12 protein-coding genes are annotated in these 12,143 nt (G+C 54.1%); 1 reads left to right on the forward strand and 11 read right to left on the reverse strand.

Going from position 1 to position 12,143, the window contains the following annotated elements; genetic code table 11:
• Positions 1–17: 17 nt before the first annotated feature.
• Complete coding sequence (locus tag HX448_RS03410) at positions 18–530, reverse strand: HNH endonuclease (protein ID WP_102330765.1); 513 nt, start codon at positions 528–530, stop codon at positions 18–20.
• Between the two features lie 147 nt (positions 531–677).
• On the opposite strand from HX448_RS03410, the gene HX448_RS03415 reads away from it, so the two are divergent.
• Positions 678–1,406, forward strand: coding sequence for a radical SAM protein (locus HX448_RS03415; protein WP_102330766.1), 729 nt, complete (start codon positions 678–680; stop codon positions 1,404–1,406).
• 14 nt (positions 1,407–1,420) lie between these two features.
• On the opposite strand, the gene HX448_RS03420 is transcribed toward HX448_RS03415, so the two are convergent.
• The 10 genes from HX448_RS03420 to HX448_RS03465 form a co-directional block, all read right to left on the reverse strand.
• Positions 1,421–2,062, reverse strand: coding sequence for a flavodoxin family protein (locus tag HX448_RS03420; protein WP_102330767.1), 642 nt, complete (start codon positions 2,060–2,062; stop codon positions 1,421–1,423).
• 292 nt (positions 2,063–2,354) lie between these two features.
• Entirely contained in the window at positions 2,355–3,755 is a 1,401-nt protein-coding gene (locus HX448_RS03425) for an ATP-binding protein (protein ID WP_102330769.1), read from the reverse strand.
• Positions 3,676–4,359: a DnaD domain-containing protein gene (locus HX448_RS03430; RefSeq protein ID WP_102330770.1), complete on the reverse strand. Its 684-nt coding sequence runs from the start codon at positions 4,357–4,359 to the stop codon at positions 3,676–3,678. Before HX448_RS03430 ends, HX448_RS03425 begins: the two co-directional genes overlap by 80 nt.
• A 74-nt stretch (positions 4,360–4,433) precedes the next feature.
• Entirely contained in the window at positions 4,434–5,792 is a 1,359-nt protein-coding gene (dnaB, locus tag HX448_RS03435) for a replicative DNA helicase (protein ID WP_102330771.1), read from the reverse strand.
• Positions 5,793–5,795: 3 nt separating this feature from the next.
• The gene (gene rplI / locus HX448_RS03440; protein ID WP_102330772.1) at positions 5,796–6,248 is read right to left on the reverse strand and encodes a 50S ribosomal protein L9; all 453 of its coding nucleotides are present in this window, start codon (positions 6,246–6,248) and stop codon (positions 5,796–5,798) included.
• 12 nt (positions 6,249–6,260) lie between these two features.
• Positions 6,261–7,187: a thioredoxin-disulfide reductase gene (gene trxB, locus HX448_RS03445; RefSeq protein ID WP_102330773.1), complete on the reverse strand. Its 927-nt coding sequence runs from the start codon at positions 7,185–7,187 to the stop codon at positions 6,261–6,263.
• Positions 7,165–8,190, reverse strand: coding sequence for a phosphate acyltransferase PlsX (gene plsX, locus HX448_RS03450; protein ID WP_102330774.1), 1,026 nt, complete (start codon positions 8,188–8,190; stop codon positions 7,165–7,167). The genes trxB and plsX overlap by 23 nt, the downstream gene beginning before the upstream one ends.
• 30 nt (positions 8,191–8,220) lie before the next feature.
• Positions 8,221–9,039 carry an acyl-CoA dehydratase activase gene (locus HX448_RS03455; RefSeq protein WP_102330775.1) on the reverse strand — a complete coding sequence of 273 codons (819 nt, stop codon included), beginning with the start codon at positions 9,037–9,039 and terminating at the stop codon, positions 8,221–8,223.
• A 163-nt stretch (positions 9,040–9,202) separates the two neighbouring features.
• On the reverse strand, positions 9,203–10,384 hold the full coding sequence (locus HX448_RS03460) for a M20 family metallopeptidase (protein ID WP_102330776.1): 1,182 nt from the start codon (positions 10,382–10,384) through the stop codon (positions 9,203–9,205).
• A 33-nt stretch (positions 10,385–10,417) separates the two neighbouring features.
• The gene (locus HX448_RS03465) at positions 10,418–12,133 is read right to left on the reverse strand and encodes a YgiQ family radical SAM protein (RefSeq protein ID WP_102330777.1); all 1,716 of its coding nucleotides are present in this window, start codon (positions 12,131–12,133) and stop codon (positions 10,418–10,420) included.
• Positions 12,134–12,143 lie beyond the last annotated feature (10 nt).

A 12,143-nucleotide genomic window follows, 5' to 3' on the forward strand; every position in this document is an offset into this window, starting at 1 on the left:
CCGTTTCGGGAAGAATTTCAGGATTTTTCCGGCAGGTATTTCCGCCAGACAGGCATCCGCTCCTGGTAACGGTGCGAGAAGACAACCATCGGGCGACCGTCCGGAGGTCCGAGCTTTTTAAGCAGTTTCATGTTGGCCTGCTCCGGGGTGCGGCCGGCTTTGTGGCGGTTGCAGGGGACACAGGCTGTGACCAGGTTTTCCCAGGAGTGCCGGCCGTTCTGAAAACGGGGGACGACGTGATCGATGGTGAGGGGCTGGACCTTTTTGCCGCAGTACTGGCAGGTAAAATCGTCGCGGTGGAAAATCTCCCACCGCGTTAATTTATGCCTGGGGCGGGGACGTTTAACCTGGTGCTGCAGCCGGATGACTGAGGGCATGGGAACGGAGAGTTGCACGGTGTGGAGCATACCGAGGCCGTCTTCCAGCATTTCAGCTTTGCCCTGGTAGCAGAGGAGGATGGCGCGCCTGATCTGGCAGACGTGGATGGGCTCGTAATTCTGGTTCAACACCAGCACCGGGTGATTGAGCATATCAGTCGTTCCCTGGTGGCCCCAATTGTAAAGAATCGTTTAACAGCGCGCAAGTTAGGCGAACATCCAATCGATCGAACGAAGTGGGAGACTGAATATGCGGGTTGTTCCAACCTGCCTTTCAAGCTAGAATGTCTCGCGAGAAAAATGGACTTTCTTACCTTATTCCTGTCCCTCAGGTGCACCCATGCATGCGCCCACTGCATTTTTGGCTGTTCGCTAAACCATGGCAATCACATGCCCTGGGATGTATTTCAACAATCGATGGCGATATCGCAGAAATCCGGCATCAATAAGTTGAACTTTTTCGGGGGCGAACCTTTATTGAACCCAAGCTTTTTCAAAATGACGGAATCAGCTTTAGAAAACGGATTCTCGTTGATTGTTACCACCAATTGCCGGCCTTTAGAGGACATTGTGACGATGGCCAGGTTTTTGGAATTGACTGAAAAATATAAAGAACGCCTCGTCATTATAACCGCCAGGGACAAATTTCATTTGAAGTTCTATAATCCGCTGGCGGTTGTGAACCTGTTGAGAAGGCAAGGCTATAGCGTTATGGTAGATGATTATTCCGACAGGACCATTGCGTTAACTGAATTCAATATCCGAAATCGAGGGTTGGAGGGTCTTGACCCGGGTTACTCCTGTTGCAAGGGAGAGTGGACCGATTTTCTCGGAATCTTGCTGGATGGCAGCTGGACTTTGTGCCCTCCTTCGATCAAACCTTTCGGAAGTGTTTTCAGTGAGGGTTTGGACGAGATGGTCGAATTCAAGAAAGGTTTAGCATTCAATTCTTCCGGAGGATGCACAGTCTGCCTGAAAGACTTTGAAAGATTCAAAGATGAATTCAAACGGCTTCAAAAACCAGTGTGAAAATCAACAATCTTTCAGGTCTCTTGCCGGATAAAATTGGTGCGGACCTTTGGCTCCTTCACGGGGAAGGGTATGCCAGCCTTGATTCCGGCATCTTTACATTTTAAAAACCAGGCCATATTTCTCCCAAGTACCCGCATTGTTTGCAGCCCTTCCAGATCCTTTTTGACGTCTTCCGGCACGGCTCCATGAACCATGTTCCAATATTGTGAAGAAATAACCGGCATTTCGGCGATGGTGAAATACTTATTGAGTTGATCGAAAGCCGCGGTAGTGCCCGCTCTCCTTGCCGACACGACGGCGGCGGCAGGTTTTAGATAAAAGGACCGCCTGCCTGCGTTTGAATCGGAATAGAAAGCCCGATCCATGAAGGAAGTCATCGCCCCGCTGGCGGCGGCATAATGGACGGGAGAGCCGAAAACAAAGCCATCGGCACCCTGAGCCAGGCCGACGAAATCGTTGACGCAATCATCAAAATTGCACCGACCTTTTTTGGCGCAAGTCTTGCAGGCGATGCAACCGGAGATAGGTTCGATGCCGATCTGGAAGATCTGAGTTTCGATGCCTTCTGCATTCAGGGTATTTGCCACTTCTTCGAGGGCGGTATAAGTGCAGCCGTGGGGGTGGGGACTGCCGTTAACTAGTAATACTTTCATGTTGCTCCAGGTTCAATACCGTCATGGTTCGACGGGCTCACCACGAACGGCGGTTGGTGATTTTTCGGCTCAATTAAGTGACTAAAACATACAGTGTCAATATGAGTATCCCTATAGATGATCCGACTACCATTGCTAAACCCAAAAATTTCACCAACATGCTGCCTTCGTTAGTTTTCATTGGCTTGAGTCTCAACACAAAAATCCCTAAAAGGAGTATGACAATTCCGAACAGGATCAAACCGAATTCACTCATTTTAGTTCCTACTTGATCGGCATGGCATGTCGTGCGCTACTTTTTAAAGGTACGAGGTGAGCGGGGAGCCGGGCGGCGGGTCTTAGCATGGGACGCATCGCCGCGGTAGTCCGGCGCGGTGACGTTGAAGACCATGCTGAACTGGTGGTCAAAAAACCGTGAAGAAATAGCCGGTTCGATCTGTTCCAAACTAGCCCGGGTGGTCACCACAGTGGGTAGACGGGCGTTATAGCGGTAGGATATGACCTGGTATAACTTTTCCTGGGCCCAGGGAGTTGTTGCTTGTTCGCCGAAGTCATCGAGGACAAGGAAAGGCGTGGTTTTCACCCGGTCGAACAGCTCATCGTAGGAAACCTTGGCTTCGGGCGAAAAGGCAGATCTCAGGTGGTCGAGGAATTCCGGTACGACGACGAACAACGCCGAAAGGCCGGCCTGATAGCGATAATTGATGATGGCTGAGGCCAGATGGGTCTTGCCGCAGCCGGTGACTCCCTGGAGAATCAGCCAGCCTTCAGGGGCGCGGGCAAAATCGGAGGCAACCTGAAACGCTCGGGACAGGTTATCGCGATCTTCCGGCGGCAGGTTCAGACGCTCGCGGTCGAAGGAGAGAAAATTCATACTCCGCTGAAGCGCCAAGCCTTCCGGCCAATCCGTATCGGCGGAGCCCTGACCGGCTAGTCGGAACACCTTGGCCAGACGGGGGTCAAGGAGCCTGGTGCGCAGGCGTTCGTCGAGGGCTTCGACGGGTAGAGAAGTAGCCAAGACCGTGGGCATTTCGTGGTTGAAACGGTAGGTGATAAGCTGGTCGAGCTTTTCTCTAGCCCACGGAGTCTCGGATTGTATGCCGAGATCGTCAAGCACTAGCAGCGGTACGTTTTTAACCTGTTCGAAAACCTCGGGGAAGGGATTTTCGGCGCTAGCGGCAAAGCTGGCTTTCAGGTCGTCGAGGAGGTCCGGCGTCGAGCGATACAGCACCGTGTGTCCCAGCTCGATTCTCCGGTTGGTGATGGCGGCGGCCAAATGGGTTTTGCCTGAACCTGATGGACCCGTCAAAACCAGAAAACCCCTGGGATCTTCGGAGAAAGTCAGCGCCGCTTCGTAAGCCTGCTTGAAGGCAACGCGATGCTGGGGCGAGCCGTGCCGACCTTCGGGCAATAGGTTGTCGAAGGTAAGCGAGCGGAGCATCCCCAGCCGGGAGTAATCAATCAGACGCCGCTGTTTTTCCAGATCGACAGTAGCATCGACACAACGGCAGGGAACAGTCGTCGAGTAGTCCGGTTTGCCTTCCGGCGTCCGGGGATAGACGAACCGCGCCCCACGGCAAAACGGGCACTCAGGCATGGCGGTGTCCCCAGGTTTATCGCTGGACGTACTTGCCGTATTTGCCTTTGATGTATTTGTCGCGGTCTTCTTCAGGATGTCTTTGATATGTTGCATCGTCTCTGCCGCCAGCGTTCCAATTATCCAATATTTTACTTATATATCGCCAACTCCGCTTGTTTAGGCTGACTGCTTCCCTGATGGCGTCTTTTATCCAGGCTTCAGGGTATAGTTTCAGAGCTTCCTTAAGTTCATCGGCGATCATCGGTGTCAGCAGGCCGACGTTTTGCTCGTAAAGAGAGAAAATGTCGGGCAATTCAGGCAACGGAGGTAACTCCGAGGCAATTGATGGAGCCAGGTCTTTAATTTTGATGTCCCCGCCGATGATCTTGCGAGCAGCTTCCCGGTTCTTTTCATCGTTCAACAGGTATAGCCCGGTGGCTCGTCCTTCGAGAGTCACTGCCAGGCGCATCAAGACGCTTCTGACGACGGCTTTGTTGAGCGAGCGCTCGGCTGAAGCCTCGTCGAAACCGCTACCGGAATCAGCTAACTCCGCCGCGGTTACCCAGACAGGGAAGCCCTTCTTCTGGTAAAGCAGCTTGAAAAACACCAGGGTCGCCTTGAGTTCATCAAGGTCATCGATCGCCGGCAGCACGTAAGCTAGGTACGGCTTGGGCACCGCGGAGAATTCAAATTTTTCAGGGAAGCCGCTGAATTTCATTCAGAATAATACCAATAATATCGATGGCAAGTGCTACTAATAATCAATACCATCCCACTACCCTGAGGGATAACCTACGCGATTTCGGTGATAGATTCCAGGTTCTCGAACTTGGTCAGGGCATGCCGGAAACGCACTTTAATAGTGCCGGTGGGGCCGTTGCGGTGTTTGGCGATGATGATATCGGCGATCTCTCTGGGGTATTCCTTGTCAGGAAACTGGGCTGCCCACTCCTCTTCCTTGTAATAAACCTCGTCGCGATAAATGAATATGACGATGTCGGCATCTTGCTCGATAGAACCGCTTTCACGAAGGTCGGAGAGCTGAGGCACATGGGTAGAGCGCCACTCCACTGCGCGGGAAAGCTGGGACAAAGCGACTACGGGAACGTTGAGTTCGCGGGCGATGCCCTTGAGCGAACGGGAGATGTATGAAATCTCCTGAACCCGGTTGTCACGCCCTGAGGCTGATTCACCCTGGAGAAGCTGCAGGTAGTCAACTATGAGGAGATCGAGTTTATGCTCGAAATTAAGCCGCTGGGCTTTAGCCCTCAGTTCCGAGACCCTGAGCTGTGGGCTGTCGTCGATGTAAATCGGAGCTTCCGAAAGATTACCGATGGCATGCATGATGCGGTTTTCATCTTCAGGCGTGGCCAGGCCGGGCTGAAAGTAGCGGGTGTTGATGCCGGCTTCAGATGAAAGCAGGCGTTGAACGAGCGACTCCGAAGACATTTCCAGGGAGAACATGGCGACGCAGGCATGGTGGTCAACCGCCGAATTTCGGGCGATGTTGAGTCCAAGCGAGGTCTTGCCCATGGAGGGGCGGCCGGCGACGATGATAAGGTCGCCCCGTTTCATGCCGCCGATATAGTCATTTAAGCCGTAAAAGCCGGTGGGAACGCTCTCCAACTGCTCCTTGAGCTGAACCGGCTCAAGGTACTTGTCCAGGATGTTCTTGATGTGGATGAAGTCCTGGGACGAGCGCTCACTTCTGACCTTGAAAAGGAAGCTCTCGGCTTTGGCGATGGAAGCGGTGGGATCGGGATCGGCGGTATAGCCAAGGTTGGCAATCTGGGTTCCGGCGACGATGAGTTGCCGCGAGATCGACAGGTTGCTGACGATATTGGCGTAGTATACGGCGTCCAGCGAGGTGGGCACGACGCTCAGCAGGTGGGCGATATAGGCGGCGCCACCGATGCGCTCAAGACGCTGCTGACGTTCCAGCTCCTGGGCTACGGTAATCTGATCTATCGGGTCGCCGCGCTGGAACAGGGTCAAGGCGGCTTCGAAAACCAATCGCCCCGGTTCGGTATAGAAATCCTGCGATTTCAAGAACGGAGCCAGGTCGTAAATGACCTTGCCGTCGATCAAAAGAGATCCATTGACCGCTTCTTCAGCGGCAGGATCGAAAGGCGGCAGCCTGGTTTCCAGCACCGGTTAGCTCCCCTGAGGTACGACTTTGACTTTGACCACCGGTGAGAGCGAGGCAGACAACCGGACAGTGACGTTGTAATCGCCCAGCGACCGGATCGGTTCGGCTAGCTCGATCTTTCGCTTGTCCAGGTCATAACCGGTGACCTTCTGAACGGCGCCGGCTATGTCTACGGAGGTGACCGAACCATACAGTTTGGACCCGGCGCCGGTCTTACCAGGGATGGCCACGGTCAATCCGTCCAGCATTTTGGCGGCGGTGGCCAGTTCGGCATCGATCTTGGCCTGCTTTTTGGATTCAGCCTCAAGCTTGGATTTGGTCATGGTGGTGGCTTCCTTGGTGGCGGGAGCCGCCAAGCCGGATTTCAGCAGGAAATTGCGGGCATATCCGTCTGGCACTTCCTTGATCTGGCCGGTTTTACCAATATTTGGGACGTCTTTAAGAAGGACTACTTTCATCAGACCTCAGTTCTATTTTTCAGATATATATTTCTGCGCGTATACCGCGGCCGTCGCCCCATCGCCGGCGGCGGTGACCACCTGGCGGATCGAATTGGCGCGGACGTCACCGGCAGCATAAATTCCCGGGGCGTTAGTCTCCATTTTATCGTTGGTGATCACGGCGCCATAGGGATCAATGTCAACGAGACCTTTCAAATAGTCAGTGTTGGGTACCAACCCGACAGCGATAAAAACGCCCTGGAGTTCAAGAACCGATTCGGTGCCGGTTTTGACGTTTTTAAGCTTCAGCCGTTCGACGGAGTCGGTGCCCTCGATGGCAGTTACTTCGGTGTCCCAGATAAAAGAAATTTTGGGATCGGCGAAAGCCTTGTCCTGAAGAACCTTGGTTGCCCGCATTGTATCCCGACGGTGAATGACGTAAACCTTCGATGCAAAATGAACTATGTGGGTAGCCTCGTTCAATGCCCCGTTGCCGCCGCCGATAACGGCGACAACCTTATTGCGGAAAAAGGGCCCGTCGCAGGTAGCGCAGAAAGAGACCCCCCGGCCGGTGAGTTCTTTTTCGCCGGGGACGCCCAATTTCCGGCGCTCCGAACCGCCGGCAATGATGACCGCCGGTGCGACATAGTCGCCAATTCCGGTGGTAACCGTCTTGTCGGTCCCGTCGATCTTGATCCCTATGACGCTGGTCTGGGCATGTTCGACGCCGAATTTGTTGGCCTGTTCGAACATCTTCTGTCCCAGGTCGTAGCCGTGAACCGCCTCTGTAAAGCCGGGATAATTTTCGATCTCCCAGGCTTCAGCCATGCGGCCGCCGATGGCGCTGCCTTCGATAAGGAGCGTTTTCATCTTGGCGCGGGCGGAGTAAAGTGCCGCGGTCAGACCGGCAGGTCCGCCGCCGACGATAATGACGTCAAACCGTGACGGGGCTGGCATTATCCTTGACCTCCTCGGCGATAAGCTGGGGGATGCGCTGTTCCACCGTCCGCTTGGCCATGAGGATAGCGTTCATCATGGCCTTGGCGCGGGAGCGGCCATGGGATACGATGATGGTGCCCTTGACACCCAGGAGGCAGGCACCGCCGACCTCACGGAAGTCCATGCCCTTAACCATGTGTCCCATGCCGACATCAGCCAGGAGGGCGCGTCCCCGGAGGTGGGAAGCGGAGTTGACCGCCTGGCCGACTTGGCGGATCTTAATTATGGAATCGCCCAAGCCTTCAAACGCCTTGATCAAGACGTTTCCGGTAAAACCGTCGGTGACGATGACATCGGCTTTGTTGTGAACCAGGTCGTGGCCTTCCATGTTGCCAATGAAATTGAGGTTTGGGATGGTTTTGAGCATCTGATGGGTCTCGACGATGAGCTTGTTGCCTTTGGTCTCTTCCTCGCCATTGCTCATCAGGGCGACGCGCGGCTTGTCGACGCCGATGACGTATTTGGAATAAATGTTGCCCAGGCGGGCAAATTCCACCAGGTGTTGCGGCCGGCAGTCGGCGTTAGCTCCGGCATCCAGTAGGAGGGCAGGTGCGTGGGGCGTCAGCTTGATGATGCTGCCAAGGGCAGGACGTTCGATGCCTTCGATCTTGCCCAGGAGGAGATAGGCGGCGCATAACATGGCGCCGGTTGAGCCAGCTGAGACGAAGGCGTCGGCTTTGCCTTCTTTCACCATCATCGTCCCAATAACGATCGAGGACTTGGGCTTATTCTTAAGAGCCTCAACAGGATGCTCGTGGAATTCGATAGTCTGTGGGGCATGAACGATGGATAGATTCAGTTTCTTGAGGTGTTTGCCAGCCTGTACGTGGAGGACGGGTCGTTTGCCGATGAGTATAATCTCGACACCCTTGTCCTTGAGGGCTTGGGCAGCCTTGATGGCACCTTTGACGATTTCGTAGGGGGCATAGTCTCCGCCGGAGGCATCGACAGCAATCCGCATACTCTTCCCTTCCCTTTGTCAGCGGCCTGGTTACAGACCGGCTTTTCCCTGAAAATGCCGGTTCCTATTATGCGACAAGTCCCTCTTGAGTAGCAAGGCAGCACCCAGGGCTCCGGAGACTTCAGGAGCCGGCGGCACGATTATTTCAAAGCCGAGAACCTCGTTAAAGGCTTTCACCATACCGGCGTTCTTAGCCACACCGCCCTGGAACACGACCGGCGGCTCGATCTCCCGATTGCGACCGGCATCGGCCAGGAAGTTGCGAACCAGAGCCAGGCACAACCCATAGATGATATCGGCGCGTTTGGCGCCCGTTTGCTGGGCGTGAACCATGTCAGATTCCACAAATACCGTACACCGACCGGTCACTTTGATAGGCTTCTTGCTCTCGATTGCCTCTGAGGCGAATTCGGCCATCGATAGCCCTAAACGCCTCGCCTGGTGTTCAAGGAAACTGCCGGTGCCGGCGGCGCAAACGGTGTTCATGGCAAAATCGTTTACCAGGCCTTCGCGTAGGATAATTAGTTTTGAGTCCTGTCCTCCGATCTCGATTACCGTCCGGGCGGTGGGGACGAGGTGGGCAGCGGCCAGCGCCTGGCAGGTGATCTCGTTTTTAACGATCGTTGCGTCAATTTGCGCTCCGACCAGTTCCCGGGCGCTACCCGTGACAGCTATACCAACAATTTCACCGCTAATTGAGGCATTGATCTGATCAAGAACTCGCCGTGATGCCGAGAGAGGGTCGGCGGCAGTGGGGAGGTAGGCGGAGGCTAATACCTCATCATTGTCCGACAATGCGACGGTCTTAGTGGAAACGGAGCCGGCGTCCAGACCGATATATGTATCTATCTTCTTTCCCTAATTCCACCGATCACTAGAGCGACGATTGCACCAAGCAAGATTCCGGCAACTAAAATGCGAAAGTCCGGTCGTATCAGATCAAAAAACAAAAACACGAAGGCTGTAACTAATAGAACGATGATAGCAATCCAAATAAGGAAACGATTGTTCATCACTTAGGGGGATGCTCGAATTCAGCCTTAACCCTGGCCAGTGTCTCAGGGCTGGAGAAAAGGTCGGCGGCGGTCATGGCCATACCGGCTGCGGCATCAAGCATCGCTTTCATGCCTTCCTCCGAGGCAGCATACATGGCAAATTCTTTAGTATGACCTGAGATGTCTTTAGGGGCGATGGACAAGAAGCCATGGAGGGAGGGAGTCACCTGGCTGACGTTGCCCATATCGGTTGAGCCAAAGGCGTGGGAGGGATCGTCAAGAACGATTTCTCGTCCAAGACTCTTGATGTTATCAGTGAAAAGCTGCGCTAGGGTCACATTGGCTTTGAGGGGTTCGTAGGCATGTTCGTCCCAGTGATAGGAAAGCTCGGCGCCAGTAGCAAGGGCTCCGGCACGGAAGCAGTTGAGCACTCGCTCTTTTAATTCTTCCAGGTATTTCAGGTCCATGGCACGAACCAAAAAATTGCCTGCGGAATAGCCCGGAACAACGTTAGCGGCTTTGCCGCCGTCTGTAATGACGCCGTGAATGCGCGCCGAAGATTGGATATGCTGTCTCAAGGCGGCAACTCCGGTGTAGCCAATCACCATCGCGTCGAGAGCGTTAATACCTTGTTCGGGATAGGCGGAGGCATGCGCTTCTCGTCCGAAATATTCGATATAAAGTGTTACCACTGCCAAAGCCTGCGTCATCGCAACGGATACGGAATCAGGGTGGACCAGCATGGCGGCGTCCAAGTCGTTGAAAATGCCCTTTTTCACCATGGGGATCTTGCCGCCGTAAAGCTCTTCCGCCGGGGTGCCGATCATGACCACCGTTCCGCCGAATTTATCGGCGAGCTGTCTTGCGGCAACCGCGGCGCCGACCGAAGCCGTGCCTATAAGATTATGGCCGCATGCGTGACCGACCTCTGGCAGGGCATCGTATTCTCCGACGAAAGCGATGACGGGTTTGCCGGAGCCATAAGTGGCCTTCCATGCGGTGGGCAGATCGGCGATGCCCATCTCAACGGTGAAGCCGTTCTTTTTCAGATGATCTGTGAGCCATGCGGCGGCTTGGTGTTCGTGGAAACCCAACTCTGGGTTATCGTGGATATCAAGGGCAATTTTTGTGAGAGCTGGAGCCTGGGAATCGATGGAATTTTTGATACTTTCCTTAAGGGGTACGAGGCCGCCTTTCATAAGATTGATTATAGACTATGGCAAGTCCTGGCGCTATCGTTTAGCGATGGTTTTCCCGGTCACAATCCGCTTCTGGAATTCTTTTTTCGGCAGTTCCTTTTCCACAAATAGGGTTTTACCGGTGAAAGGATCGATTCCCGTGTAATACATCAGGCTGGAATAGGTTGACGGGGCTGGGAGGAAAACCTGCACCTGCTCCGGATTTATCTTCAGGTTTTTGGCGGTGAATTCTTGCAATTTGCCCATGTCCGCGGCGGTACAGCCGGGGTGGGCGGCGATAAGGTAGTAAGTCAGGAACTGCGCTTTACCGGCTTCTTTCGAAAGCCGGTCGAACATGCCTTTGAACTTGAGTAGTGGTTCGGTTCCGGGTTTACCCATGATCTTGAGAACCGAAGGTTCGGAATGCTCCGGTGCCACCTTCATCTGGCCGGACACATGATGCCTGACGACTTCTTCGAGAAAGGGCTCGCCATATTTTTTGTCAGCAAGAACCGCATCGTAGCGGACGCCGGATGCGACGAAGACCTTTTTGATGCCCTCGATTTTTCGTAACTTTTTGAGCAGTGAGATTTGTTTCGAATGATCGGGTTTGAGCGTCGGGCAAACCTCCGGATAAAGGCAGCGCTTGGCGACACAGGCCCCTTTCTCCAGTTTCCGGCCACACTCAAAGCCGTACATATTGGCCGTTGGGCCGCCGATGTCCCTAATATAGCCGGTGAAGTCCGAGTATTTGGTTAACTCCCGCGCCTCGGCGAGGATAGACTCCTCGCTCCGCCATTGGACGGTTCTACCCTCGTGAACAGCTATGGCGCAGAAGTTACACTCCCCATAACAACCGCGATGACTGAGAATTGAGAATTTTATCGTTTCGAGCGCCTTTACCTTGCCCTGCCGCTCATAATAGGGGTGTTGGGCGCGTTCATAGCCGACAGCAAATACGGGATCAAGTTCGGCCTGAGTCATCGAGGGCTGTGGCGGGTTCTGCGCCAGGTAGCGGTTGCCGTGTTTCTGATAAAGCCCTTTGGCAGTAATGGGATCATTGTTCCGGTAAAAAGTATGGAACATGTCGGTGAAGGCGGTTTTATCTTTTTCGACGACGTCGAGCGGAGGCAATTCTATGTAATTCTCCCTCACAGAGGCCATATCCGCTTCGCCGGAAATGTAGCAAAGACCTCGGATTTGCCTCGGACTTTCACCTTTTTCCAGAGTTTGGGCCAACTCGACGGCGACTTTTTCCGCCATACCGTATAGAAGATAGTCAGCCTTGGCATCGAAGAGGATCGAACCCCGGACTCGGTCGTCCCAGTAATCATAGTGGGCAACCCGCCGCAGGCTCGCCTCCAACCCTCCCAAGACGATCGGAACGGTTTTTTTGAAGTACTGGCGGATGAGATTACTGTAGACGATAGAGGCTCTATCAGGGCGTTTGGTATTCTGGCCACCGGGGGTATAGTCGTCGCTTTTGCGCTTCTTCTTGAGAGAAGTGTAGTTGGCGATCATCGAATCGATGCAGCCGCCCGAAACTCCCCAGAACAGTCGAGGTTCTCCAAGTCGGGTGATGTCGGCGGGCGAATGGATGTCAGGCTGGGCTATGATGCCGACACGGAATCCAGCCCTGGTGAGTGTCTTGCCTACGACGGCAATGCCGATGAAGGGGCTGTCGATGTACGAATCCCCGGTGACCAGGATAATGTCCGGCCGGTCCCATCCCAGCGTGTCCATTTCCTGTTTCGTTGTGGGTAAAAACATAGTGCATGGA

Origin of the sequence: Dehalogenimonas etheniformans (assembly GCF_014672715.2) — a bacterium.
GTDB lineage: Bacteria > Chloroflexota > Dehalococcoidia > Dehalococcoidales > Dehalococcoidaceae > Dehalogenimonas > Dehalogenimonas etheniformans.

Coding starts and splice junctions, on each gene's coding strand:
- HX448_RS03430 (WP_102330770.1), bottom strand. CDS start 4,359: ATGAAATTCAGCGGCTTCCCTGAAAAATTTGAATTCTCCGCGGTGCCC.
- HX448_RS03420 (WP_102330767.1), bottom strand. CDS start 2,062: ATGAAAGTATTACTAGTTAACGGCAGTCCCCACCCCCACGGCTGCACT.
- HX448_RS03415 (WP_102330766.1), top strand. CDS start 678: ATGGACTTTCTTACCTTATTCCTGTCCCTCAGGTGCACCCATGCATGC.
- plsX (WP_102330774.1), bottom strand. CDS start 8,190: ATGCGGATTGCTGTCGATGCCTCCGGCGGAGACTATGCCCCCTACGAA.
- HX448_RS03425 (WP_102330769.1), bottom strand. CDS start 3,755: ATGCAACATATCAAAGACATCCTGAAGAAGACCGCGACAAATACATCA.
- HX448_RS03465 (WP_102330777.1), bottom strand. CDS start 12,133: ATGTTTTTACCCACAACGAAACAGGAAATGGACACGCTGGGATGGGAC.
- rplI (WP_102330772.1), bottom strand. CDS start 6,248: ATGAAAGTAGTCCTTCTTAAAGACGTCCCAAATATTGGTAAAACCGGC.
- trxB (WP_102330773.1), bottom strand. CDS start 7,187: ATGCCAGCCCCGTCACGGTTTGACGTCATTATCGTCGGCGGCGGACCT.
- HX448_RS03410 (WP_102330765.1), bottom strand. CDS start 530: ATGCTCAATCACCCGGTGCTGGTGTTGAACCAGAATTACGAGCCCATC.
- HX448_RS03460 (WP_102330776.1), bottom strand. CDS start 10,384: ATGAAAGGCGGCCTCGTACCCCTTAAGGAAAGTATCAAAAATTCCATC.